18 protein-coding genes, 3 tRNA genes, 2 rRNA genes and 1 riboswitch are annotated in these 25,570 nt (G+C 63.9%); of the genes, 8 read left to right on the plus strand and 15 right to left on the minus strand.

Annotation, left to right across the window (positions count from 1 at the left end):
* Positions 1–85: 85 nt before the first annotated feature.
* From ACFMO3_RS06090 to ACFMO3_RS06130, 9 genes are all read right to left on the minus strand, one after another.
* Positions 86–157 (minus strand) — tRNA-Met (locus ACFMO3_RS06090).
* 12 nt (positions 158–169) lie between these two features.
* Positions 170–286: ribosomal RNA gene (gene rrf / locus ACFMO3_RS06095) — 5S ribosomal RNA — on the minus strand.
* A gap of 170 nt (positions 287–456) precedes the next feature.
* Positions 457–2,026: ribosomal RNA gene (locus ACFMO3_RS06100) — 16S ribosomal RNA — on the minus strand.
* A gap of 387 nt (positions 2,027–2,413) precedes the next feature.
* The gene (gcvPB, locus tag ACFMO3_RS06105) at positions 2,414–3,898 is read right to left on the minus strand and encodes an aminomethyl-transferring glycine dehydrogenase subunit GcvPB (protein ID WP_376789537.1); all 1,485 of its coding nucleotides are present in this window, start codon (positions 3,896–3,898) and stop codon (positions 2,414–2,416) included.
* Between the two features lie 60 nt (positions 3,899–3,958).
* Positions 3,959–5,347, minus strand: a complete 1,389-nt coding sequence (gene gcvPA, locus ACFMO3_RS06110; protein ID WP_376789538.1) for an aminomethyl-transferring glycine dehydrogenase subunit GcvPA — start codon at positions 5,345–5,347, stop codon at positions 3,959–3,961.
* A gap of 104 nt (positions 5,348–5,451) precedes the next feature.
* Positions 5,452–5,841, minus strand: a complete 390-nt coding sequence (gene gcvH / locus ACFMO3_RS06115; RefSeq protein WP_376789539.1) for a glycine cleavage system protein GcvH — start codon at positions 5,839–5,841, stop codon at positions 5,452–5,454.
* A 78-nt stretch (positions 5,842–5,919) separates the two neighbouring features.
* On the minus strand, positions 5,920–6,945 hold the full coding sequence (locus tag ACFMO3_RS06120) for a class I SAM-dependent methyltransferase (protein WP_376789540.1): 1,026 nt from the start codon (positions 6,943–6,945) through the stop codon (positions 5,920–5,922).
* Between the two features lie 105 nt (positions 6,946–7,050).
* Positions 7,051–7,776, minus strand: a complete 726-nt coding sequence (locus ACFMO3_RS06125) for a polyprenol monophosphomannose synthase (RefSeq protein ID WP_376789541.1) — start codon at positions 7,774–7,776, stop codon at positions 7,051–7,053.
* Between the two features lie 178 nt (positions 7,777–7,954).
* Positions 7,955–8,776, minus strand: coding sequence for a class I SAM-dependent methyltransferase (locus ACFMO3_RS06130; protein ID WP_376789542.1), 822 nt, complete (start codon positions 8,774–8,776; stop codon positions 7,955–7,957).
* 109 nt (positions 8,777–8,885) lie between these two features.
* Between ACFMO3_RS06130 and ACFMO3_RS06135 the strand changes: the two genes are divergently transcribed.
* The 3 genes from ACFMO3_RS06135 to ACFMO3_RS06145 all read left to right on the plus strand — a co-directional run bounded on the left by ACFMO3_RS06135 (position 8,886) and on the right by ACFMO3_RS06145 (position 9,360).
* Positions 8,886–8,958: transfer RNA gene (locus ACFMO3_RS06135), tRNA-His, on the plus strand.
* A gap of 7 nt (positions 8,959–8,965) precedes the next feature.
* Positions 8,966–9,039: transfer RNA gene (locus ACFMO3_RS06140), tRNA-Arg, on the plus strand.
* Between the two features lie 90 nt (positions 9,040–9,129).
* On the plus strand, positions 9,130–9,360 hold the full coding sequence (locus ACFMO3_RS06145; protein WP_376789543.1) for a hypothetical protein: 231 nt from the start codon (positions 9,130–9,132) through the stop codon (positions 9,358–9,360).
* 163 nt (positions 9,361–9,523) lie between these two features.
* On the opposite strand, the gene ACFMO3_RS06150 is transcribed toward ACFMO3_RS06145, so the two are convergent.
* From ACFMO3_RS06150 to ACFMO3_RS06160, 3 genes are all read right to left on the minus strand, one after another.
* The gene (locus tag ACFMO3_RS06150) at positions 9,524–10,513 is read right to left on the minus strand and encodes an electron transfer flavoprotein subunit alpha/FixB family protein (protein WP_376789544.1); all 990 of its coding nucleotides are present in this window, start codon (positions 10,511–10,513) and stop codon (positions 9,524–9,526) included.
* 50 nt (positions 10,514–10,563) lie between these two features.
* Positions 10,564–11,358 (minus strand): electron transfer flavoprotein subunit beta/FixA family protein, encoded by a 795-nt coding sequence (locus ACFMO3_RS06155; RefSeq protein ID WP_376789545.1) that lies wholly within the window; start codon positions 11,356–11,358, stop codon positions 10,564–10,566.
* Positions 11,359–11,521: 163 nt separating this feature from the next.
* The gene (locus tag ACFMO3_RS06160) at positions 11,522–12,739 is read right to left on the minus strand and encodes an acyl-CoA dehydrogenase family protein (protein ID WP_376789546.1); all 1,218 of its coding nucleotides are present in this window, start codon (positions 12,737–12,739) and stop codon (positions 11,522–11,524) included.
* A 334-nt stretch (positions 12,740–13,073) separates the two neighbouring features.
* Positions 13,074–13,226, plus strand: a riboswitch (SAM riboswitch).
* Positions 13,227–13,428: 202 nt separating this feature from the next.
* On the opposite strand from ACFMO3_RS06160, the gene ACFMO3_RS06165 reads away from it, so the two are divergent.
* The gene (locus tag ACFMO3_RS06165; RefSeq protein ID WP_376789547.1) at positions 13,429–14,619 is read left to right on the plus strand and encodes a methionine adenosyltransferase; all 1,191 of its coding nucleotides are present in this window, start codon (positions 13,429–13,431) and stop codon (positions 14,617–14,619) included.
* Positions 14,620–14,766: 147 nt separating this feature from the next.
* Positions 14,767–16,722, plus strand: coding sequence for a glycosyltransferase family 39 protein (locus ACFMO3_RS06170; RefSeq protein WP_376789548.1), 1,956 nt, complete (start codon positions 14,767–14,769; stop codon positions 16,720–16,722).
* 568 nt (positions 16,723–17,290) lie between these two features.
* Here the strand turns inward: ACFMO3_RS06170 and gyrB are convergent.
* Positions 17,291–19,312: a DNA topoisomerase (ATP-hydrolyzing) subunit B gene (gene gyrB / locus ACFMO3_RS06175; RefSeq protein ID WP_376789549.1), complete on the minus strand. Its 2,022-nt coding sequence runs from the start codon at positions 19,310–19,312 to the stop codon at positions 17,291–17,293.
* Positions 19,313–19,756: 444 nt separating this feature from the next.
* Here gyrB and ACFMO3_RS06180 point away from each other — a divergent pair, with 444 nt between their 5' ends.
* Positions 19,757–20,305: a hypothetical protein gene (locus tag ACFMO3_RS06180; RefSeq protein ID WP_376789550.1), complete on the plus strand. Its 549-nt coding sequence runs from the start codon at positions 19,757–19,759 to the stop codon at positions 20,303–20,305.
* A gap of 153 nt (positions 20,306–20,458) precedes the next feature.
* Here ACFMO3_RS06180 and ACFMO3_RS06185 read toward each other — a convergent pair whose 3' ends face one another.
* Positions 20,459–22,306 carry a hypothetical protein gene (locus ACFMO3_RS06185; RefSeq protein WP_376789551.1) on the minus strand — a complete coding sequence of 616 codons (1,848 nt, stop codon included), beginning with the start codon at positions 22,304–22,306 and terminating at the stop codon, positions 20,459–20,461.
* Complete coding sequence (locus ACFMO3_RS06190; protein ID WP_376789552.1) at positions 22,291–23,643, minus strand: glycosyltransferase family 39 protein; 1,353 nt, start codon at positions 23,641–23,643, stop codon at positions 22,291–22,293. Before ACFMO3_RS06190 ends, ACFMO3_RS06185 begins: the two co-directional genes overlap by 16 nt.
* Before the next feature lie 152 nt (positions 23,644–23,795).
* Here ACFMO3_RS06190 and ACFMO3_RS06195 point away from each other — a divergent pair, with 152 nt between their 5' ends.
* Positions 23,796–24,176, plus strand: a complete 381-nt coding sequence (locus ACFMO3_RS06195; RefSeq protein ID WP_376789553.1) for a DUF2089 domain-containing protein — start codon at positions 23,796–23,798, stop codon at positions 24,174–24,176.
* Positions 24,177–24,178: 2 nt separating this feature from the next.
* Positions 24,179–25,153: a GNAT family N-acetyltransferase gene (locus ACFMO3_RS06200; RefSeq protein ID WP_376789554.1), complete on the plus strand. Its 975-nt coding sequence runs from the start codon at positions 24,179–24,181 to the stop codon at positions 25,151–25,153.
* Positions 25,154–25,570 lie beyond the last annotated feature (417 nt).

The raw sequence follows: 25,570 nt of genomic DNA on the forward strand, positions 1-25,570 counted from the left end.
TTCCCACCGGGGTGCAGGAGGAGGATTTGGCGGAACCCACAAAGTACGGCACAGCGCGAAATCACGCCATGCCTCATCCCCACAGTTGCGGGGGCGGGATTCGAACCCGCGACCTCCAGGTTATGAGCCTGGCGAGCTACCGCTGCTCCACCCCGCGGCGCAACCATTCCCCTGGCAACGGCCTACTCTCCCAGAGGGTCACCCCTCCAGTACCATCGGCGCTGGCGGGCTTAACTTCCGGGTTCGGGATGGGACCGGGTGTTTCCCCGCCGCTCCAGTCACCAGGGGAATGGGAAGACTCCATCCCTAACCCACCTTAACAACTGAATTGTGGCAGGAAGGGCCGGGCGTCCGGCGTTGGGACGCCAGAGGCAATGCCTCTGACGGACCACCCTGGGGTGGGTCGAAGGGCATCCGGCTCACGCCGGGAGATCGCCCTCGACCAACACTCCCTAGAAAGGAGGTGATCCAGCCGCAGCTTCCGCTACGGCTACCTTGTTACGACTTCGTCCCAGTCGCCGGCCCCGCCTTCGACGGCTCCCTCCCTCCCCCACTCAAGACCTCTCCGTGGAGAGGCCCTGGGTGGGGGAGGGTTGGGCCACCGGCTTCAGGCGTTGCCGACTCCCATGACGTGACGGGCGGTGTGTGCAAGGCCCGGGAACGTATTCACCGCCGTATGGCTGACCGGCGGTTACTAGCAACTCCGCGTTCATGCAGGCGGGTTGCAGCCTGCAATCCCAACTGAGCCCGGCTTTGATGGGATTGGCTCCCCCTCGCGGGTTGGCAACCCATTGTACCGGGCATTGTAGCGTGTGTGTAGCCCCGGGCATCAAGGCCATGCTGACTTGACGTCGTCCCCACCTTCCTCCGGCTTGTCGCCGGCAGTCCCCCTAGACACGTGTAACTAGGGGCAGGGGTTGCGCTCGTTGCGGGACTTAACCCAACACCTCACGGCACGAGCTGACGACAGCCATGCAGCACCTGTGCCGGCTCCCCTTGCGGGGTCCCTTCCCTTTCGGGTCGGTACCACCGGCAAGTCAAGCCCGGGTAAGGTTCTTCGTTTTGCATCGAATTAAACCACACGCTCCGCTGCTTGTGCGGGCCCCCGCCAATTCCTTTGAGTTTCAGCCTTGCGGCCGTACTACCCAGGCGGCGCACTTAACGCGTTAGCTTCGGCACGGAGAGCGTGGTCAGCCCCCCATACCTAGTGCGCATCGTTTAGGGCGTGGACTACCCGGGTATCTAATCCGGTTCGCTCCCCACGCTTTCGCGCCTCAGCGTCAGGGACGGGCCAGGTGGCCGGCTTCCCCACTGGTGTTCCTCCCGATATCTACGCATTTCACCGCTACACCGGGAATTCCACCACCCTCTCCCGCCCTCAAGGGCCCCAGTATCGAGCGGCCTCCCCGAGTTAAGCCCGGGGCTTTCACGCCCGACTTAGAGCCCCGCCTACGCGCGCTTTACGCCCAGTAAATCCGGGTAACGCTCGGCCCCTACGTATTACCGCGGCTGCTGGCACGTAGTTGGCCGGGCCTTATTCGCCGGGTACCGTCCTTTCTCGTCCCCGGCAAAAGCGGTTTACACCCCGAAGGGCTTCTTCCCGCACGCGGCGTCGCTGGGTCAGGCTTTCGCCCATTGCCCAAGATTCCCCACTGCTGCCTCCCGTAGGAGTCGGGCCCGTGTCTCAGTGCCCGTGTGGCCGGTCACCCTCTCAGGCCGGCTACCCGTCATCGGCTTGGTGGGCCATTACCCCACCAACGACCTGATGGGCCGCGGGCCCCTCCCGGCGCGACCCGGTTCGTCTCCTCCCCGGGCCTTTCCTCGACGGGCCGTCCCCGTCGAGCGTATGCGGTATTAGCCCCCCTTTCGGAGGGTTATCCCCCACGCCGGGGCAGGTCACCCACGTGTTACTCACCCGTTTGCCGCTCGGAGGGCTCGGCTTACGCCTACCCCCTCCCCGCTCGACTTGCATGTGTTAGGCACGCCGCCAGCGTTCACCCTGAGCCAGGATCAAACTCTCCGTCGGCTCTCTTATCCTCAGGAGGTTGACCTCCCGAGGTGCAAGGTCCGACCGCAAGACTTCCACCAGACGTCCCCGGACTTCCTGCCACAATCCAGTTGTTAAGGTGCGGAAGACACCACAAGCCGCTATGGGAATCCACCCCCCATAACGGTGGGGCGGGCCTGCGTCGACGTCCACCGGCCATGCGCCCCGCCCGCTTTCGCCTGTTCAGGATCCCAACGCACCTTATTTTATAGCACAACCCCCCGGGTTTGTCAAGACTCCCCGGGGAGATCGCCCCAGGGTCCCCATGCCCCGAACTATCCGCTTCCTTAATATACCAGATCCCCTCCTCCCTGTCCACATCAGACAAAACCCCATCGGGCGCCCTATGCGCAACCTGCGAGCGGACTACGCTTGCGCGAGGGTCGGGCGGGGCTCGGAAGCTGGGAGATAGCGCAGGATCAGCTGGCGGGCAGCCCGCGCCTCATCCAGGCGACGCACCGGAGTGGTATGAGGCGCCTGCTGCACCCACTGCGGATCCTGCCGCGCCTCCTCAGCAATCCGCCGCATCGCCTCCGCAAAGGCATCCAGGGTGGCCTTGCTTTCGGTCTCCGTCGGTTCGATCATCAAAGCTTCCGGCACAATCAGTGGGAAATAATTTGTCGGCGGATGGAAGCCATAATCCATCAAACGCTTGGAGATATCCAAGGCCCGGATGGGCGTGCCTGGCACCTTCCCCATGATCACGAATTCATGCTTGCACAAACGATCATAGGGCACTGGGTAAACATCCCGCAGCCGCGCCAACAGGTAATTGGCGTTGAGAACTGCCGCTTCGGAGACCTCCCGCAAGTGTGGGCCATGCATCCGGATATAGGTGTAAGCCCGGACGAAGACCCCGAAATGGCCGTAGAAGGCCCGCACCCGGCCAATGCTTCGCTCCGGCCACACCAGCGTGTAGACCGGCTCATCCGGGCGCACGGTCCGCTCTCGGTCGATGGCCACCATGGGCCCGGGCAGATACGGAGCCAGCCGCTCGCTGGCCCCCACCGGTCCTGCCCCCGGACCCCCGCCGCCGTGGGGGGTGCTGAACGTCTTATGGAGGTTGTAATGCATGACATCGAAACCCATCTCGCCGGGCTTACAGATCCCCATCAGGGCGTTCATGTTCGCCCCATCGCCGTAGATCAGCCCTCCGCAGCGGTGGACGAGCTCAATGGCCTCCAGCAGGTTCTCGTCGAAGAGCCCCAGGGTATTCGGATTGGTGATCATCAGGCCGGCCACGGTCTCGTCGCATTCCCTGCGCAGAGCATCCAGATCGATATTCCCCCGACGGTCTGACGGGATGTTGACCACCTGCAGGCCGGCCATGGCTGAAGAGGCCGGGTTTGTGCCGTGGGCGGAATCCGGGATCAGCATCTTGATCCGCTTCTTCCCCTCCCCGCGGTCCCGGTGATACGCCCGGATCATCAGAATGCCCGCCAGCTCGCCCTGGGAGCCCGCCGCTGGTTGAAGGGAGACCGCCGCGAATCCTCCGATCTCCTTCAGAAATTCCTGGAGGTGATACATCAGAGCCAGTGCTCCCTGCACCGTGTCGAGATCCTGATAAGGATGAAGCTGGGCGAAGCCGGGAAGCCGGGCCATCTCTTCGTTGATCTTGGGGTTGTATTTCATCGTGCAGGAACCCAGGGGATAGAAGCCTTTGTCCACCCCGTAGTTCATCTGGGAGAGGCGGAGGAAATGACGGACCACATCGATCTCGCTCACCTCCGGAAGGGGGAGATCCTCCCGAAGAAAGCCTTCCGGGAAAGGAGCCTCCGGGACATCCGGCGCGGGCATCTCCACGCCCCGCCGACCGGGAACGGAGTATTCAAAGATCAGAGGCTCCCCCATCTCACACCTCCAGCCTGGAGTTGGAACAGGAGCTGGGAGATCAGGTGAGGGGAAAACAGCTCAGCCCCCATAGGCCGGCCCGATTTCGCCCAAGGCCTCCACCAGCGCGTCGATCTCCTCCCGTGTGTTCATTTCCGTGACGCACAGCAACATATGGCCAGACAGCACAGGATCCGCCTGGCCCAGATCATAGCCGCCCAGGATCTGATAATCCTCGTAGAGGATCCGATTGATCTCGGCAACCGGGCGCGGAGTTCGAACCACAAACTCGTGGAAGAATGGATGCTCGGTCCAGACTTCGTAGCCCGGGAGGGAGGCGATCCGTTCCGCCAGATAGTGGGCCTTATGATAGCAGAGCGAGGCGACCTGACGGAGCCCATGCTTGCCCATTACGGAGAGATAGATAGTGGCCGCCAGAGCCATCAGGCCAACGTTCGTGGTGATGTTGCTGGTGGCCTTCTCCCGGCGGATATGCTGCTCACGGGTGGAGAGCGTCAAGACATACCCCCGGCGGCCCTCCAGATCCACCGTCTCTCCCACGATACGGCCGGGCAGCTGACGCACGAACGCCATGCGGGTGGCCATGATCCCCAGATAGGGACCCCCGAAGCTCAGGGGGATCCCCAGGGGCTGCCCCTCGCCCACCACGATATCCGCCCCCCAGCTCCCTGGGGGCTCGAAGAGAGCCAGGGCGATGGGGTTAACCACGGCGATCAGCAACGCGCCGGCCTGGTGGACCCGATCCGCCGTCTCCCGCAGGCGCGAAGGGGGGAGCACCCGACCCAGGAAATCTGGGTAAGGGATCACCAGGGCCGCTGTCTCCGCGTCCAAGCGGGCTTCCAGCTCCTCCAAGAGGAGAATCGGCCTCCGCAACTGGTCCAGGGTCCATCCGCGTTCTCCCTCCAGGCGGACATCCAGGTGCTGGACATACGTGCGGACCACCGCTCGGTATTCCGGATGGATGGTGGGGAACAAAAGCACCTTGGGCCGCTCCCCTCGGGTCAGCCGCAAGGCCATCAACACCGCTTCCGCGAGGGCGGAGGAGCCGTCGTAATGGCTGGCGTTGGCCACCTCCATTCCAGTAAGGGCGCAGATCATGGACTGGAACTCGAACATCGCCTGGAGAGTGCCCTGGCTGACCTCCGGCTGGTAAGGGGTGTAAGCGGTATAGAACTCCCCCCGGCGCAACAACTCATCGATAACCGCCGGGATGAAGTGCCGGTAAGCCCCGGCGCCGAGGAAGCACGCATATTGACCGGTGGGGATATTGGCTTCCGCCAGGGCCTCCAGCTCCCAACGAACCTCCAACTCAGTGAGCGGCCGGGGAAGGTTCAGGGGAGGAAACCGATAAGCTTCCGGCACATCGGCGAATAGATCCTCCATCCGCTCCACGCCGATGACCCGGAGCATCTCGCGACGCTCTTCCTCCGTGTGCGGAACAAAGCGCATGGGTGCCTCCGAGCGCAGAGCCTGTCCTTTCCGACCCAACCTGTTCTCCATCCCCTGCCCGTTCGGTTCGCCGGGAAACGGCCCATGGTTCAGGCGATAGTCTCTCAATGTGCGCGGGCCTCGCAATGGGCCCGATACGCCTCGGCGTCCATCAGGGTTTCGTACTCCGCGGGGTTGCTGGGCCGGAATCGAATCAGCCAGGCCCGCCCGTAGGGGTCCTGATTCACCCACTCTGGGTTTTGAACCAAGTCGGTGTTCACTGCTGTGATGGTTCCGCTCATCGGCATATAGAGGTCGGCCGCCGCCTTCACCGACTCGATCGCCCCGAAGACCTCGCCTTTCTGAAAGGTGCGACCCACCGCGGGCAGCTCCACGTAAACCACATCGGAGAGCTGGCTCTGGGCGTAATCGGTGACGCCGCACACCGCTTCCTCGCCTTCCAGGCGAACCCACTCGTCGGATTCCGTGTAGCGCAGATCCGGTGGGATGTGCATAGCGACCCCCTTCGATCAGAGATCCGACCTTTGCGTGGCATGCCCATCGCCAGGGACAATTGGAGGGAATACAGAGCGCTACCCCTGTCTCATTGTAAGCGGCCTGACCCGGGAGGGCAACCGTTGCTTTCCATCAATGATATCGTGCGCTCTCCGAGGGGTTCCTTCCTCGTTGGGGCCCTCGGGATCATCGGGGGGAGACTCGGGTTTTTGAGCATAAGCGGTAAACAGGTCCCCCAGATCGATATAAACGGCCCGCGCGGCCAAATGGGTCCGCTGGACCAGCCAGACCAGGAGCGCGCCCAGACGGGGAAAGAGCGCACGGACCCGCGTGGCCAGATATCCCAGGCGCAGATATCGCCCCTCCGCCGCCATATGATGAACCCGAAACCCAGCGCGCTCCAACATGCTCCGCAGTGTGCGCCGGGAGAAGTAGTAAAGATGCATCTCCATCAGCCATGGCCAGCGCGCGCCCAGGAGCCGAGCGAAGGGGCTCTCAATATCCATCGTATGGATCACCACCCAGCCACTGGGCTTCAGGATCCGATAGATTTCGCGAAGCTCGCCCATGGGATCGCCCAGATGCTCGATGACATCCCACAGCGTGACCACATCGAACCAGGCATTGGGGAACCCCACCTCTCGGAGCGTCCCCTCAATTACCCGAAGCCCCCTGGCCCGCGCGATCCCCACCGCCCAGCGCGAGGGTTCCACCCCCCAGGCCTCCCAGCCGTGAGCCTGGGCGATCTCCAAGAAGATCCCGATATGGCAGCCCACATCGAGCAAGCGCCGACCACGCCCAGGTCCGGCGAGCTGTTCGATCGGCTGGAGATGACGCTCAAATGTAAGGACTCGTCCTTCCCGCTCTAGCAAATAAAGAGGATCTTCGATCGCGCGATAGGTATCCGTGATCTCCGACGCTGCATAACGGGGATTGGCGTAGACGAGGCCACAGTCCACACATTGGACGATCGGGGGATGGATCCCGTAGCCGTTGCTGGTGCAGCGGAAATCCGGCGCTCGATCCCGACGGCGCGATAGGGTGCTGGGAAAGCGCAGACGCGTCCGGGAGGAACCACAGAGGTTGCAGACGACAAACTCCACGGTGTCCGCCTCCGGATTCCAAGATGGGAAAAGCGAGCTGTCCAGCCACACCCCTCAGTGTACGAGAATGAGACGGCCCGCCCCTTCACCCAGGCCGTCAGACATTCATAGCTTCCGGCGAACGCGTCTCCGATCCCGCGCGAGTCGGAGAACTGTCCACAGCGCCCGCGCGATCTCTTGTCGTGACACCTTAGATCGCCCATAGCGGCGGTCTCTAAAGCGGATGGGAACCTCGGCGATCCGAAAGCCTGCCCGCTGCACCCGATAAGTGATCTCAATCAGGAACGCATATCCCTCCGCCCGGATGGTCTCTGGAGCAATCGCCTCCAGAACCGCCGGGCGATAACAGCGAAAGCCCGCCGTCACATCCCTCGGGGTTAAGCCCAGGAGCGTCCGGGCAAACCGGTTGGCCCCCCGGCTGAGCAGCCGCCGATACCACGGGCTGTCCACCACCTCCCCGCCCGGAACATATCGGGAGCCGATGACCAGATCCGCCTCCTGGCTTCGCTCGATCAACGCCGGCACATACGCCGGATCGTGGGAGAAATCCGCATCCATCGTTAGGAGGCGCTCGTAACCCTGGGCCAGCCCAAACCGGAACCCGGCCACATAAGCGGTCCCCAGCCCCAGCTTGGCGGGCCGGCGGAGAATATGGATGCGTGGATCCTCCGCGGCCATTGCCGCCACCAGCTCCCCTGTCCCATCCGGCGAGTGGTCATCCACCACTAACACATCCAGCGAAAGCGGAAGGGCCAAGAGCGCCCGGATAAGCCTTTCGATGTTCTCTCGCTCATTGTAAGTCGGGATGATCACCAGGTAGCGCAAATTCATGGAAGCAACCGCTCCCCCTGGACGATGAGTCGATTGCGTTCCCCGTTCAAGCGCCCAGGGTGCCAGAGGCATCCCGGGGACCTCCAAGGCCTGTGGGAACGCCCACAATGAGAGCCGATTCGGGATTTGCACCGTTAGGTTCGCTTGATTGGGAGAAGGGGGACCGGACCTCCACTTTTCAGGTTCCCTGGAGCGGATCTGCGACGCCTATCGGCGAGCCCGGGGGGGATGTCGTGGAGGGCTCGCGGATCGCTACCATGATTCCCCGTCGCTTCCGGATCGCCAACCCTTTCGGATGGGGGAGCAAGACTTCTCCGGCTTCTGGGCCTGCCTGAGAGACATATGCGAGGGCCCGTTCTGCTGCCGCGCTGTCGAGAGGGACAGGGAACCACCACTGCTCCCAGGACTGGATTTCCTCGACAACATCGACAGCGGTCAGCGATAGCCCTGCCCCTCGTATTTGCTCCCTCCACTCCTCCAGGCCAAGCGCCCGTTGATGAGAAGGGTCCCGGATCCGTTCGAGTTCATTCAGAAAGCGCGCTGCCTCCAGATCCGCTGGCGCTATCATATCCACTATACCGATCCGTCCGCCAGGCGCCAAGACCCGTTTCATCTCAGCCAGGGCGTGGGAGAGATTGGGGAAATGATGAGCAGCCCGGCGGCATGTGACCCAATGGAAAGCGCCATCCGGAAAGGGAAGAGCCTCCACCGCCCCAACCACGAACCGCATCCAGGGAAAACCCTGGGCCGAGGCCTGGCGCATGAACTCGGCTCCCATCGCCGGGGTGAGATCCAGGCCTACCACTTCCTCTACCCACGAGGCCATGGCGAGGGCGGTATGGCCGCTCCCCGTGGCGATATCCAGGAGGCGCCCCTGACCAGCTGGAGCCAACAAGGCCACCAACCGGCGCAAATCCTCGCCAGCCCGGTGGGAAGGGCTAACCGTGTAAGCTGGGGCATGACGAGAGAAGAACTCCTGCGCTGGCTTTTCAGGACCCATGGGGGAAAACTCCGGGGATCAATCTATCACCGTCCGGCCGATCGTCCAAATCCCCAAGACCTGGCGGATTGCGAGGGTGGGGAGAATACAGTAAAATTAAAAGTGCGTGGAGGGCGTAGCTCAGCGGTGAGAGCGCCTGACTGTGGATCAGGAGGTCGCGGGTTCGAACCCCGTCGCCCTCCCTCAAGGGCCCCCGTAGCTCAATTGGATAGAGCGCTGGACTTCGGATCCAGTGGTTGCGCGTTCGAGTCGCGCCGGGGGCGCTCCATGGCCGGTGTGGGGAAATCCCACACCGTTTTTTTGTAACCGGCTTTCCGGTCGTCGGCCGCCTGACAAAACAGGGGGAGGTGCCGATGACTCCGCCTTCAGAGCGAACGCCAACCACCCTTCATGTGCTCTGGACCCGTCTGTTGCTGATCCTCAGCGGTGCGATCCTCGGGTTGGCTGTCGCCTGGTTGTTCTCGCTGGTTTCCGGAATCCCTCTCCCGCTATGGGAAGCTGTAACCGCCATGATCTTGGGAGCCATCCTAGGCTTCTCGGCCAGCCTCCCCCCCTCCCCCGCGAAGCCATCCCGCAAGGCATAGCCTCCGCCGGACGATCCGCCCTCGTGCCGCTGGCCGAGGCGATCGCTGGCCTGCACCCGCGGAAGCTCTACAGCAGGAGATCCACGGCAGGCAGCCCGACACGCCCGCCGAAGCGCAAGGAGCGATACGGGCAATGGCCCGTGATCCAAGGAGATACGAAGGCTCACCCTTTCGCGAGCCCACGACGACGGAGCTCCGCTGTAAGGGCCGGGACGATCTTGAAAAGATCGTCCACCACGCCATAGCGGGCCACCTTGAAGATCGGGGCCTCGGGATCCTTATTAATAGCCACGATGACCTTCACCCCCCGCAGGCCAGAGAGATGCTGGATGGCACCAGAGATCCCGCACGCGATGTAGAGATCCGGGCTGATCGTCTTCCCGGTCTGGCCTACCTGGTACTTGTAGGGGATCCATCCCGCATCCACCACCGCCCGGGTGGCTCCCAGGGCAGCTCCCAACGCGCGAGCCAGCTCCCGCAAGGGCTCAAACCCCTCCGGCCCACCCACCCCGCGCCCGCCGCCCACAACGATACGGGCTTCGTTTAGACGGATCTCCCCCTCAGCTTCCTGGATCCACTCCAGGATCTCTGTGGGGAACATTGAGGGTTCCAACTCTGGGGAAACTCGACGGATCTCCCCCTTTCGACGGGGATCGGGATCAGGTTTGGGAAAGGCACGCCCCCGGATGGTTACGATCGCGGGAGAGCGCTCCACGTAGGTCCGGGCGAACAGCTTGCCTTCATAGATTGGCCGGATCGCCATGACACGCCCATTTTCAACCGAGACCTCCAGCGCATCGACCAGCGCTGCTGTCCCCAGTTCCGCCGCCAGCCCCCCGGCCAGCTCGCGGCCGCGGGCGGTGGAACCGATGAGGATAACCTGAGGGGCCTCTTCCTTGGCCAAATGGCTCAGGACAGTCAGATAAGGTTCGAACCGGAAATCAGCCAGCGCCGGGTGTTCGATCACCTGGACTACATCCGCACCCATGGCAATGGCCTCTCCAGCCTGATCGGCGATCGTCCCTCCGATCCACACAGCGGTCACTCCGGTTCCCAGGGCATCCGCCAATCGCCGGGCCACTCCCATGGTCTCCCACACGATGGAGGGGATCTTCCCCTGGAATTGCTCCAGCCAGATCCAGACATGGCTCATGGATATCCTCCGTAAGCCGGTATCCCTCAGGAGCTATGCGAAGGGAAAGCTTACAGGACCTTCTCCGCCAGCAACCGATCCACCAGGAGGCGGGCGATCTCCTCGGGCGACTCCCCTTGGATGAACTCACACTGGACCTCCTGCTTCGGTGGGGCGAAGACGACAGGCCAGCGGGCCGCCGAGGCGGCCGCACCGACCTGCTCCAGCGCCAGCCCCAGATCCGCCGCGGTCCAGACCGGGATCGGCATGCGAGCCGCTTTCCGGATCCCCATAAAGGAGGGATATCGCGGCTCATTCATCTGCATCGCGCTCAGCACCGCCGGGAGCGGCGCTCGCACCACCTGGCGGCCCTCCTCCAGGATCCGTTCCACTACGATCGTCCGCCCGGCTGGATCGATCTCACGGATCTTCCCCACATAGGCCAGCAATGGCCAGCCAAGGCGACGGGCAAGGGCCGGCGGGACCTGGGCGGAGTTTCCGTCCACGCTCTCTTTGCCCATGAAGACCATGTCCACCGCGCCCAGCTTGCGGATGGCCGCGGCCAGGATGGCGGCGGTGACCACCGCATCGGAGCCCTCAAAGGCGGGATCGTGAAGAAGAATGGCCTCATCGCATCCCATGGCCACTGCCTGCTTCAGTGCCTCCTTCGCGGATTCCGAGCCCAGCGTGATGACCGTGACCTTCCCCCCGAACTTCTCCTTCAACCGCAGGGACTCCTCGATGGCGAACTCATCCCATGGATTCACGATCAGCGGGGCATCGCCCCAGGATATACGTCCCGATGCATCGACGGTCAATGTGGCGGTCGTATCTGGGGTTTGCTTGATGGGCACCACAATGTGCATGGTCCCCTCCAGCAGGGATATTCCTGGTTTGCTGTTCGTTTACAGGACATCCACCGTCGCACCCCCCATTCCGGGAGGGGGGATGATCCCTTTCCCAAAGAAGAGGCCAGCGGCGTCACTCCCTACGATTCTGAATTCTGAGCGGGAGGTGTTCAGGACAGGTTCAGGCCATCGCCGGCTCGGTGCGCCAGATCTCCGGATCGTAGGCCGGCAACTCGCAGCGCAAGGGGCGATCCTTGCGATAGCCCAGGGCATATTCTGCCTGCAGGATCGTGTGGATCTGGCTAGTGCCCTCGTAGATCACTTCCCCTTTCGCGTTGCGCAGGTAACGCTCCACATCATACTCATCGCTGTAGCCATAGGCTCCATGGATCTGGATCGCATCCAGAGCCGCCTGAACGGCCGCTTCGGTGGCGAACCATTTGGCCAGGCTGGTCTCCCGGGTGTTACGCATCCCCATGTTCTTCATCCACCCGGCCCGCAGATAAAGCAGGCGGGCGATCTCGTAATGGGCGGCCATTTTCGCGATCATCTCCTGGACCAGCTGATGCTCCCCGATCCGGCGGCCGAAGGCCATCCGCTCGTTGGCGTATTTCACCGAGGCCTCCAGGCAGGCCCGGATCAGCCCGGTGGCCCCCGCCGCCACCGTGTAACGCCCGTTGTCCAGAGCCGCCATGGCGATATAGAAGCCTTCCCCTTCCTCTCCCAAACGGTTCTCCACCGGCACCGGGGTGTTCTCCAGGACAATCCATCCGGTGTTGCCCGCGCGGACCCCCAGCTTGCCGTGGATGGTGCCGGTTTTCACGCCGGGGAACGAGCGCTCCACAATGAAGGCCGACATGCCGCGATGGCCTTTCTCCGGATCGGTCTTGGCGATCACCAGGAAGTGATCCGCCAGATCCGCCAGGCTGATCCAAGTTTTCTCCCCGTTCAGGATGTAGACATCTCCATGACGTTTTGCGGTCGTACGGATGGCGGCCGCGTCGGATCCGGCGCCGGGCTCGGTGAGGGCATAGGCAGCGATCTTCTCTCCCCTCGCCTGAGGAACCAGGTATCGTCGCTTTTGTTCCTCTGTTCCCCACTGAAGGAGGGAGAGGGAATTGAGGGCCACGTGGACGGACATCACCACCCGGAGGGAGCTGTCGATCCGCTCCAGCTCCTCGCAGGCCAGGCCCAAGGCGATGTAGTCCATCCCCGCGCCGCCGTATTTCACGGGGATGCAAATCCCCAGGAGCCCTAGGGCCGCCATTCGCTCGAAGAGCCATGGGATCGGTTTCTGGGCCCGGTCGTGCTCCTTGATGACCGGCCGGATCTCCCGCTCGGCGAACTCGCGGACCATCTGCTGCACCATGCGATGCTCATCGCTCAACCGGAAATCCATGAGGGCCTCCTCTGGAAGAGCGCAGATCTGGAGCGCAACGAATGGAATCCGCTTCCCGGTGAATTATATGTTTGATTTCCCCTCCTGGCGGCCCATTGAAGTCTCTGGGATCATAGGGGGTGGACGCGGGACCTTCCCTTTATGGTTGACATTCGCATTGCCCGTGGTAAGATAAACGCGAAAGCGGTTTTTACGACTTGCTTCCTGTATCTGCATGCGGATTCCCATTGAAAACCGGCAGGCGGTGAAATCAGGATCAGCTCAGGAAGACGGCGAGCGAGTTGACGTCTTCCCTTTCTGTGGTAAGATAATCACAAAAGCGAATAGAGCGCGGCACTCATCGAGAGAGGCGGAGGGATCCGGCCCGATGAAGCCTCGGCAACCTCCCGTGGGGCCTTAGGGCCGACCGGGGAGCACGCCGCCCCCCGGCGGAGCGCTCACGGGGATGGTGCCAAGTCCGGCAGACGGTCCGTCTGGGAGATGAGGTGGCCCGCAGCGGCGATAGGCCTCTTCTTCCCAGAAGAGGCTTTTGTTTTGTTCCGCCCCTCCTCCCGGAGGGGCATTTTATTGTCCCGAAACAGACCCTGCTGGGTGTGAGATCGCTGCGGATGGCGATTGGCGTGAGGCGTGGGACGCCTTCGGCATTCCGCCCGGCTTCAGCCCCTATCTGAATCAGAAGGAGGACTCTGATGCGCAATATCGTGGTTTCCGAGGCCAGCGGCCCTTCCATTGAAACCCTTCCGGTGGAGATCGTCGAACGGAAAGGCATCGGACATCCCGATAGCCTGTGCGACGGGATCGCCGAGCGCATCAGTCGGGAATACACCCGCTGGTGTGAGGAGCACCTCGGCGGCGCCCTCCATCATAACTTCGATAAGGTCCAGCTGGTCGCCGGCGAAGTCTCGGTCCGCTTCGGCGGCGGGGAACTGCTTAAGCCCATCCGGATCCAGATCGCCGGCCGCGGGACCCCCTTTTACAACGGCCAGGCGATCCCCATGGAGACCATCGCCATTGAGGCCGCACGGGCTTACCTGCGGGAGACCATGCGCTACCTGGATCCGGTCAAGCACGTCATCATCGACTGCTTCGCCGGGCGCGGCGCCAGCGAGCTCATCGATATCGTCCATCAGGTCACGGCCAATGACACCAGTTTCGGCGTCGCCCACTGGCCTCGCAGCGGCCTGGAGGAAGCGGTCTATCAGGCCACCCATTATCTGAACTATGAGCTGATCAACCAGTTCCCCATTGGCGAGGACGTTAAGGTGATGGGGTTGCGCCAGGGGCATCAGGTCATCCTGACCGTGGCCGTGCCCTTCATCGCCACCCGCGTCCACGATCCCGCCGAATACGAAGAGGCCAAGCGCGGCGTCCAGGAGGCGCTCCAGCGCTTCGTCTCCAGCCTGCCAGCCCTGGAAGGGCGGACGGTGCGGGTGGATGTGAACACTGCGGATCACGCCAAGCGAGGGGACTTCTATCTGACGTTGACGGGCACCAGCGCGGAAATGGGCGACGATGGGGCCGTTGGCCGGGGGAACCGCATCACGGGCCTGATCACCCCCTTCCGCTCCACCAGCCTGGAGGCTGCCGCGGGGAAGAATCCGATCTCCCACGTCGGGAAAGTCTATAATGTGCTGGCGCTGGAGATCGCCCGGGACATCGTGGCACGTCTCCCAGAGATCCAGGAAGCGACCGTGTATCTTCTCTCCCAGATCGGCAAACCGCTCGATCAGCCCCTCATCGCCAACGCTGCCGTCCGAGTCCGTTCCGGCACGCTTACCCCGGGGCTTCAAGAAGCCGTGCGCGCCATCGTGGACGAACATCTATCCAACATCCATGAAGTGCGTCGCAAGATCATCGCCGGGGAAGTCGCGCTGTTTTGAGTTCCCGCTCTCCTCCCCTGGCTTCGGGTCGGGGGAGGAGAGCGGAAGAGATTCCGGGGGTTGTGGGGTCACCTTCCGCGGTCCCACTCCCTGATCCCCATCTGCCAAAGGGAATGAGGTGCAGCGAAACCGTTGTCGGAGCCCGCGATGCCTCGTCGCGCATGGACCCATTGGGGGGCGATGGTCGGGCTGATCTGGCTGGCCGCGCTCCTCCGCTGGATGGATCTCCCTCACCTCCCCTATGGGCTCTGGTATGATGAGGCCTATTACGGCCTGGATGCCCTGCGGGTTCTGGAGGGGCACCTGGCCCTCTTCTTCCCGGAGAACAACGGCCGCGAGCCCCTGTTTATCTATCTGGTCGCCGGCGCGATGGCCATCCTCGGCCCCACCCCCTACGCGCTGCGGCTCACCGCCAGCATGATCGGCCTGCTCGCCGTCGCAGCCACCTTCCGCATGGCCTGGACGCTCTCCCGGCGCTGGGAGGTCGGGATGTTAAGCGGGATCCTGATGGCCTTCCTGCTCTGGCCGCTGAACCTCAGCCGGGTGGGGTTCCGAGCCGGGCTGTTCCCCCTGGCCGCAGCGCTCACCCTGTGGGCGTTTACCCGGGCCGCTCGAAGCGGACGGGGCCGGGATTGGCTGATCGCCGGGCTGATCTGGGGAGGTGGGTTCTACACCTATGTGGCCGCCCGCATGACGGTCCTCCCCATCGCTATAGGCCTGATCCTGGGACGCCAACAGGATCCCCGGCGGTTTCCCCTCCGGGCCATCGCCCTCTTCCTGATCGGGGCCGCGCTGATTGTTGCTCCCCTGGCCATTTATTTCTTCCTCCACCCTTCAGACTTCATCCTGCGAGAGGAACAGGTTTCCGCCTTCCACAGCCAGCGTTCTCCCTTCCCCGTCGCCCTGGAGCAGGCAGTCCGCGTGGGGGGCATGTTCTTCATCCACGGCGATGATTATCCCCGGCATAACACCGATAGCCGTCCGGTCTTCGATCCCTTGCTCGCCTTCGCCTTCCTCGCCGGCGGGATCCAGGCCACACGACGGACTCCCTTTACGGCGATCTGGGGACTCCTCATGTTGCTTCCCACCTTCCTGTCCACGGAAGCACCCCATTATCTGCGGGCCAGCGGGGTGCTGCCGGTGGCGGCCTTCTGGGCCGCCACCGGCCTGTGGGCGCTCGCCGGGATCACCGATCGATGGGTCCGAGCCCCCTGGGGACGCGCGGCGATCCTGGGGGGATGCCTGGGGCTGAGCTTCCCCTGGCACACGGTGGCTTACTTCGATCCCGCCTGGTGGGCGCAGGCCCGCGTCCGGGGCGCTTTCTCCCTTGACTCCTGGGAAGCGGCGGATGAGATCCGATCTTTCCTGCACACCTATCCCCATGGCACCGTGATCCTGTCGGAGCGCCTATGGACCGGACGAGCGGAGATGCGATTCATGCTCTGGAACCAACCGGCCGTGCGCATCCGCCGCCTGGAGAAGGATCCGCCCGAGCCACCCTCCGCCCCAGCCCTGGTTGTCGGATGGCAGTATGAGCCGGTTCCCCTTCTGCGGCGCTGGCTCCCCCAGGCAGCCCTGATCTCCCTGCACGCCCCGGAGCCATGGCCCGGAGAGAACACCCCTCGATATCGGGCCATGTGGGCGGAACCCGCGGATCGCATGCAATCCAATCTGCAGGTCGTTTTCGAGGATGGAATCGCCCTGAAAGGAGGGATCGCCCAACGGAGCGGACGCCGGCTCACCGTGATCCTGGATTGGGAGGCGCTCGGGAAACCCTCCCGGGATTACAGCGTGTTTGTGCACATCTATCCAGAGGCGGAAGCCCGCCAGTGGCCCCCCGCCTCCCCTCCAGCCATCCAGCGGGATGGAGGCATCATGGATGGAGCCTATAACACCGGGCTCTGGCAGCCCGGCGACCGGATTCGGGAAACCCGAACGATGATCCTTTCGGAGCCCCTATCCAGGACCCCATTGAAGATCTGGGTGGGGCTGTATCGATGGGAAGATGGGACCCGCCTGCGAATCCAGGGCGGAGGAGAAGCCGTTTCGATTCCGGTGGAAGAGGTCACCATATCCCCTCTGCGGCCCTCTGAGGCGCGTTGAAAGTCTCCCGGGTTCAGCCCTTCGGACAACCCCTGTCAGGAGCTCCTAAGAAAACCTCCACCAACGCTTCCTCGAATTCCAGGCTGGCGCTGGTGACCATTGCGTCCGCCGCCGCGCGGCGCAGGGGCATGGGGGCCTCTTGGATCGATCCGAGGGTCTGAAAGCAAGGAGATGAACCTGGGGGTCCTTCAGGAGGCACAGCAGAAACGGGATCGCACGGCGATCCCCCAATAGACCCAGGGGATTGAGGCGATCAGATCATTCGAACGATGAGGGGCCTTCCTCCGAGGGGGCTTGGGGGGCTGAGCGTCGATGAAGGCGAGCGGCCCAGCCCCCCAGAGGTTTCCTCCTCGGTCCGCTGAGCCGGGAGGAGAGGAAAGGGCCATCCCGCCTTTTCCAATTCGGATCCCGATCGCGGAGGTCTAGACCGTGCCGCCGGCAAAGAAGGCATCAAAGAGGGGTGAGGACAGTCTTGATGATCCCGGAGCCCTTTTGAAGCCGGGTTGAGGGATAGACCTCAAGGCCAGCGCTCCGGTGCACTTCCGCCACCTCTGAGGGGAGAAGAGGCTCACACATCGAGGTTTCGCACCTCCCGAGCGTGGGCCTGGATGAAGCGGCGGCGAGGCTCCACCGCGGCGCCCATCAGCATATCGAACACCCGATCCGCCTCCGCAGCGTCTTCGATGGTGACCTGGAGCAGGATCCGGCGCGCCGGATCCATGGTGGTTTCCCAGAGCTGTTCCGGATTCATCTCCCCGAGCCCCTTATAGCGCTGGGTCACCACCAGCCGTTCATCAGCCGGGTCGATCCCCCGCTTGCGCAGCCGGGCGAAGATCTCATCCCGCTCGGCATCGGAGTAGGCGTAGAAGACTTCTTTCGTTTTCTTGACCTCGATCCGATACAGGGGCGGCTGGGCGATGTAGACATGGCCGTTCTCGATGAGCGGCGTCATATGTCGGAAGAAGAACGTCAGCAGCAGCGTGCGGATATGGTTCCCGTCCACATCAGCATCCGCCAGGATGATGATCTTGCCATAGCGCAGCCGGGAGATATCGAACTGATCCCCGATGCCGGTGCCGATGGCGGAGATCAGCGCCTTGATCTCCTCGTTGGCCAGCATCTTATCCAGCCGGGCCCGCTCCGTGTTGAGGATCTTCCCTCGCAGGGGCAGGATCGCCTGGAAATGGCGATCGCGGGCCTGCTTGGCCGATCCGCCCGCCGAATCCCCTTCCACAATGAACAGCTCCGCCTTCTCCGGGTCGCGCTCCGAGCAATCGGCAAGCTTCCCGGGCAGGGTCAGAGATTCCAACGCGCTCTTGCGAATGACCAGCTCCCGGGCCTGGCGGGCCGCCTCCCGGGCGCGGGCGGAGGTCAGGCATTTCTGAATGATCGCTTTGGCCTCCCGGGGATTCTCCTCCAGCCAGCGGGCCAGCGCCTCGCCGACCACCGACTCCACAGCCCCCTTCACCTCCGCATTGCCCAGCTTGCTCTTGGTCTGGCTCTCAAACTGGGGCTCCGGGAGCTTGACGCTAATGACCGCCGTGAGTCCCTCCCGAACATCCTCCCCCGTGAAGTTGGGATCGCTCTCCTTGAGGAGCCCGACCTTCCGGGCGTAGTCATTTAACGTCCGGGTGAGCGCCGATCGGAACCCAGTCAGATGGGTCCCGCCATCCACGGTGTTCACGTTGTTGGCGAAGGCCAGGACCGTCTCACTGTAGGCATCCGTATATTGAAGGGCGACCTCCACCAGGATGTCCCCCACTGTCCTTTCCACATACCAGATGGGATGGAGCGGCTGGCGATTGCGGTTCAGGTAGCGGACAAAGGACTGGATCCCACCCTCAAAATAGAACGTGATCTCCCGATCCTCTCGCTCATCCACCAGCGTGATAGTGAGCCCGCGGGTTAGGAAGGCCATCTCCCGGAAGCGCTGGGCCAGGGTCTCGAATTTATAGTCGATCCCCCCGCGGAAGATCTCCGCATCCGGCTTGAAATGGATAATGGTCCCATGATCCGCGGGCGGGAAGCGGGGGTGCGCATACCAGTGGGCGGGATCCGCTTTCCCAACCCGCTCCACCGGCGTCACCGGGCGGCCTCGCTCATAGCGCTGGCGGAACCGCGCGCCATCCCGCTGGACGATGGCCTCGAGCCATTCGGAGAGGGCGTTGACGGCGCTTACGCCGACGCCGTGGAGGCCGGTCGCCACCTTATAGCTTCCTCCCCCGAACTTCCCGCCGGCGTGCAGGGTGGTCATCACCACCTCCAGGGCCGAACGGCCGGTCTGGGGATGGATATCCACCGGGATGCCCCGCCCGTTATCGGTCACCCGAACGCTCCCGTCGGCCAGGATCTCCACCAGGATATGGGTGCAGACCCCAGCCAGGGCCTCATCCACCGCGTTATCCACTACCTCGTAAATTAGGTGATGTAGGCCCCGGATGTCCGTTGAGCCGATATACATGCCCGGGCGACGGCGAACCGCTTCCAGGCCCTCCAGGATCTGGATCTGACTGGCATCATAGGCGGCGACCGCCTCTGTCGCCCCATTGGAGCCCGCTGCTCGCACGACCTTTCGGGTTTCATTCGCCATACATCCTCCTTTTGCTCCTTTTCACACAAACCGGAATCCCGCGCCCGGCGCAGGCCATGCCCAAAGGAAAGCCTGTTTTGGGCGCCCGCCCTGCGGTGCAAACACGTTTTCCATTTTAACTCAAATCGCACGCCCGCGCCGGACCTTCTTCCCCAGGGGCCGTCCGGCGAATGGAGCAGGATATCCGCCACGATGCCTCCTTTCCCCTTCCCGGAGAGAATGGGAAAGCCCCGGGGATCCCCCGCGGCACCTACGCCCGGCTTTCCTCAAAGACCCTTGGCCCGCCATTGAATAACAGTGGACGTTGCGCCCCGCGCCATTGCCAAAGCGCGGCGCAAGGACGAAGCTGCAGGCGTGCGCGCCTGCTTCCGGCTGGCGGACGTCACCGATCTGCCAGCGGACCTCGGCCCTCTCGATTTCGGCCTACAACTAAGGAGGTGGCTTATGTGGTCTAAGAGGCTATTAGGGCTCTTGATAGCCGGGGCTGTGGTCTCCCTTGGCTTCTTCGTGGCCCGGCCTGTGCTGGCCGCGCCGCGGAAAGTGCCATCGGCGGCACCGTTAGGGCTCTTGACAGCCGGGGCTATGGCCCATCCCGGGCCGGGCGGCCGGTGGTGTGGGCAGGCAGGGCTGCAGGCTGCGGCCAAAGCGCTGGGCATGACGGTCGATGAGCTGACCACCCAATTGTGGGCGGGCAGGACCCTGGCCGACTTGGCCGACCAAAAGGGCGTGGACCTGCAGTCCGTGCGGGACGCGGTGCTCCAGGCCTGTGAGCAGGCGTTGCGGGACGCCATCGAGCAGGCGGTGCAGAATGGCCGCATCAGCCGCGAGATGGCCGACTGGCTCCTGGAGGGCTTGAACAAAGGGTTCTGGGGTCCACGGGCGACCAACGGCTTTTGGGGGTTCGGCCGCGGGTGGCACCGGGGTTGGTGGGACAAAGGTTGGTGGCGCGCGCCTCAACCCACACCGACCCCGAGTCCCGGATCGTCATCCTAAGGCCCTATCGGATCTTTAGGCAGCGCTCGCACCGCTGAATTCCGGCACGCTCGCCGCGCGGCGGACTTCCAACCCGCGCGGCGAGCGATCTTTTCAGGGACCGGTCCTCTGAGGTGCAGCCCTCGTGGCCAGGGAAGAACCGGAGTCCCTGTGCTACCTCAACGTAAACCGGAGCACCGGGAAGGCCGTGTTCCCGTCCGGCAGGGAAAGCCGGTCGCCGGCCGCCTCATAGAGGCCCACCAGGACAGTGTAGGTGCCCGGGGCCAGGTCCGGCGGCAGCGCGATGGTTACCGGGTCGGGAACGACCTCCTGGGGGAGCCAACCGGTGGTAGGCGCCTTCCCCTCTTGTGGCTCGTGATCCGCCTGGGCAACCATGCGGCCGCTTGCGTCCACCACGTGGACGAACACTTTGTACTCCCGGTCCGGGGTGGCCAAAGCCTGCCAGTAGAGGGTAAGCGGGATGGTGGCTCCCGCCGCCACGGTGTTCGGCCACGTGTACCCCCGCAGCAGGATGAGAGCACCGAATGAGGCACCGTCCACCGGCGTCGCTTCCGGAGGCAAAGCATACTGCCGCGGCCGGCTGTGAACCTCGAAAGCGCCTACAGGGATTTCCACCGCAAGCTCTCCCGTTCTTCCGCTGGGGATTACGCCCAAGTACAAAGTGTACGTTCCCGAGGGGAGCGCTGGGGGCACCCGCAGGTCGTACAGGACGCGCACGACCTCGTCCTGGCGCCAGCGTGCAGTGGGAAAGGCCACCAGGGGCTGTCGCCACGTGTGCCGGACGCGGCCGGAAGCATCCCGCAGGCTGAAGTGCACATCCAGGTCCTCGGCAAAGGCGAATCGGGCCCACCAGACCGCGTTCATCGTCAGCCGCTGGCCCGGCCAGAAGGGGCCTTGGGGCACATCCGCCCGCCAGAGCGTCAGGTGGGGCGTCAGATCCACGACCCGCTCGCCCGGCGGCGCCACATCGGCCGGCGAGGGGAGCACGTGCGCGGGTACCACCTTGATCTGGCCGAGGGTGACCGTCGTACCGCTCTTGGTCGCCGCGGGAAGCCGGTTCGTGGCTTCGTTGTACACGCCGGCGACCAGGGTGTACGTTCCGGGAGGGATGCCCGGTGGAAGCGGGAGCAGGTGTCGGGTCTCCGCTGTCGTGCCGGGCGTCCAACTCGAAGTCGGGCGGCCTGCCGCGTCTCGAACGGGCACGTCCTGCTGACTCCAGAGGTGGCCTTGCGCGTCGACCAGGTGCACGAACGCGGTGAGATTGCTGGGGACAGGCGCGAGGCTGCGCCAGCGGAGGACGACCTCCACGCGTTGCGGATAACCGACTTCCGTGGCTGACATCCCCGCCCGCTCCAAGGTCATCACCCCGCCGAAGGGGACATCGATGGGCGTGCCCGCGGTCGTCGGGCCGAAGTGGGCGCCTTGGGGCAATGTGTACCCCCGCGCTTCCACGTGGAGCGACAGCTGTTGAGATCCTCCGTGGCGCCAGGCTGTCGTATCCAAGGCCCGCAGGAGGGCCTCGGTCGGCCCTTCGGGCCCTACCGGTGAGGTCAACACCCAGAGCTGCCGGATCCCCACCGCCGCCAGCGCGTTCAGTTGCCGGTACACTCCCGCGGCTCCCGCGTCGGAGTCCAGGAAGATCACCCGGTGCGCGGCGTCGCGCCGCAGGGCCAGGAGGGGCGCGTTGGCCAAAATGACCGCGTCGGGCGGCAGGCGCTCCAGGAAGGCCTGGTGGTCTAGCGGCGTGTCCATCGCGTACACTTCGGCCAGGACCACCCCGGCGTGCGTGACGGTGAACACCTTGCGGCCGTGGTCACGGATCAAGGCCACCGTGGCCGGAGACAATTGCATGTCAGTCACGTAGACGACCACGTAGTCGGCGATGGCGAGACTCTCCGGCGCGACCCAGACAATGGGCCCCTCAATTTGGGGGGCAAGGGCCGGTTTCTGGTTGCTGGCGATAATGTGGGCGTCGGGTTGGCCCTTTAGGAACGCCGCCACCTGTTCGAGCCCCTCTCCCCAGCCGGCGGGCAACCGGTACAGGGCCGCAGGCTTGCCGCCGAGCAAGGGGTTCGCGTAGGTAAATAGGTAAAGTAGTAGGGGAATTCCGCGATGGCAGCCCCGCCTTGCAGGGCGACAATCAGGCCAAGCAGGAGGTCACTCCATCGCCGCGGGACAAACCGCGCGGTCGCGGTGGCCAAGCGTGTCCATCCCAGGGCAGCGAGCACCGCGAGGGGAGGATACAGGGGGAGCAGGTAGCGTTCGAACTCCTTCGCGCTGAGGGATACCGGCACCAGGAAAAGAACGATTGCCAGCCAAATTGCGCGGCTGAGACGGCCTTCCCGGGTTTTCGCCGTCAAGTAGGGGAGCGCAAGCAGGATTCCAAGCCAAATGAGCGGAGTTGTGCGCGTGGGAAGGCTCACGAGGTAGAAGAGCGGACCGGGCGCTTCCTCCACGTATGCTTTGCCCAGGAAGTAATTGGTGGGGTGGGGCGTCCCGGCGAAGTGCAGCGAAAGGTCGAGCACTGCTCTTACCGCCCGGATTGGGCCGCCCCAAAGGGCGGGCCAGAACACGAAGGCAGCCGCGATCGCGCCCGCCATCCAAGACGTCACGGCCTTCACGGTGCGCACCCGCGCGTGCGGGGGCCGCCCCGCGTGGAGGAGCAACAGAACGAACAAGGTGGGTATCACTAAGCCGCCGGTGGACTTGCTCAACAGCGCGGCCATCGCCAGGCTTCCGGAAACGAAAACCCATCGTCCCTTGGGCGAGGACGATTCCAACCCCACCAGCAGGGCCAGGAGCGCGGGCAGGAAGAAGGTCGCGGCCGGCCCGTCGGTATGCAGCACCCGGTCATGGCCCACGACAAAGGGGTCCAGCGCGGCCAGTGCGGCGCCCAAGAAAGCGGTCACCGGCGTGAGCCCCAGTCGGATCAGCAACAGGTACACCACCGGCGTGCGCAGCGCGTTGAGAAGGGCCAGGACTACCCTGCTTTCGGGAAGGAAAAAGGCCGCTGCCCGCAACAACGGTTCATCCAGCGGCAGAACGGTCACGGGATAGGCCGAAACGAGATCCCACGCCTCGCGGCCCCGTCCCAGGACGAAGACCTTGATGAATGCCGGCAGCGCGGCCGCCCACATAGTGAACACCCCGGGCGCCGCGAACTGGACGGTTTCGAGCCAGTTCCCGGTGATCAGACCGTGGAGGAAGTGGGCCCCATTCGCGGCCCAATGGACCTCATCAAACGTGATAAATGAGCCAATGCACCACAGTCGAACAGTTGCGGCTAAGATATAAAGGGCGATGGCTACTACGAAATGCCTTCCGCCGCGAGCGCCCATGGGCTCTCCCTCAACCTTAGGTTTGGTCTTCGTCAACCAGGGGTAGGTCCCCGGCGTGGCCAACGGAGGATGACACAACACAATAAGACATGTTAGCTTATTCGTCAAAGTTCGAAAGGATGGTTTAATCTTTCCAGGAGACGGGAATAGGGATGTGGATTGGGGTCTGCCCGGCGTGCGGGGAAGGGTTGGAAGTGGTGGCCTTGCAGTGCCCGGCCTGCGAGACACGGATCGAGGGGCGGTTCCAGCCGAGCCGACTGGCCCGGCTTTCCGCCGAACAGCTGGCCTTCGTCGAGCTCTTCCTGCGGTGTGAGGGGAAATTCACTCGTCTGGAGCGCATGACGGGCCTCTCTTACCCCACACTGCGCAAGCGACTGCAGGAGATCCTGCGGGCCATGGGGTATGAGGCGGAGACAGAGGGTCCTCCTGGCCCGGAGGAGCGCCTGCAGATCCTGGAGGCGCTGGCAGAGGGTCAGATTTCTTACGAAGAGGCCCTCCGACGACTGCGCAGGGCGGGCTCTTCGGAGGGATGATCATGGCTCATGTCGCAGGCCGGGAAGCGGGGAACGGGCTGCGCCCCGCCGATGTGCGACGGGATTTGCGGGGGATCGCCGACCTGCTGGAGGAGGCCTTCGCCAGCGAGTTGGATGAGATCGGCCAGCAGATCCTTCGGGAAATGCGTTTCTGGTCCCGCCTGGGATGGTTGCTGAAGGGTCTGGAATGGTTTCTCCCGTCCGGGGAGACCCTCGTGCCGGGCTATGTGTGGGTGGAAGGCGGGCGTGTCGTGGGCTACGCCATGGTCCGCCGCTTCCAGCCGAGCCTGGAAGGCTGGCTGATCGCCAATGTCGCCGTGGCCCCTGAATTCCGGGGAAGGGGGATCGGTCGGGCGCTGGTCGCAGCCTGTCTGGAATATGCCCGGGCTCATGGGGCCCGGTGGGCCGCCCTGCAGGTTCGGGCGGACAACATCCCCGCCCTTCGGCTGTATCGATCGCTGGGTTTTGTCGAGATCGGACGGATCCAGATCTGGCGTCGGGAGGCCGGGCGTGCGCCATCCTTTCTGACCATGGGCTCTGGAATCCCCGGCTATCGGGTGCGGCCCGCTCGACCGGGGGAGGCATCCATGCTCTCCGCCTGGATCGCTGCGGCGGAAAACCCGGCGATGCGGTTGTTTGAACCTCTGGACCTGTTCCCGATGGCCCTGGCCCCTTGGCCCTTCGGCCAGCGCCGGAAAACCCCCTGGATCATCGAAACCGAAGGTGGGGAGATCGTGGCCATCGCCGCCTGGATCCGCCGGGAAGGCACCCTAACCCTGCGAGCCTTTCTCACCGGATCCGGAACCCCTCAGCATGCCCGGTGGCTGGTGGAGACCGCCCTGAAGGAGATCCCGCCCATGCTTCCCGTGATGGCCCTCACCGGCGAGGAACCGGCGCTCTCAGCCGCCTTGCTCTCCTTTGGCTTCCGACCGATCCGCATCCTGATCGGGATGCGCTGTGACCTGAAGGCTGGGTAGCGAAAGGCATTCCCCGGAGATATCCCATTTGATGTTCCTCGGCGGCGTGATGAACGTTCTGATCCATGACCCGATGTCCACGCTTCTCCAGGCTGAGGGACGAGCTCCCCACCGAATAAGTTAAAGTTAAATGCGGGAGAAGCTCGCATGGCCCTTCGATTCGGCATTCCATGGGGATGCTGTTTTCCGACTGGCCCCGCTACAGCCCGAACTCTACGTCCTTTACCTCTTGCATCCGAGTTCTTCACCTCCCCAACTATCCCGGAAGCCGCGCGACCGGTGAAACCCCTCTACCAACCGGTCCAGCAGGGCCGCCCGATCGGCCTCCTTCCCGGGTGATCCGCCCCGCCGCCTCCGCCTCCTCCAGGATCTCCAGCTGGCGCACCGCAGCGGGGGGCGAAAGAGACCAGGATTCTC

Source organism: Thermoflexus sp., from assembly GCF_042408815.1.
GTDB lineage: Bacteria > Chloroflexota > Anaerolineae > Thermoflexales > Thermoflexaceae > Thermoflexus.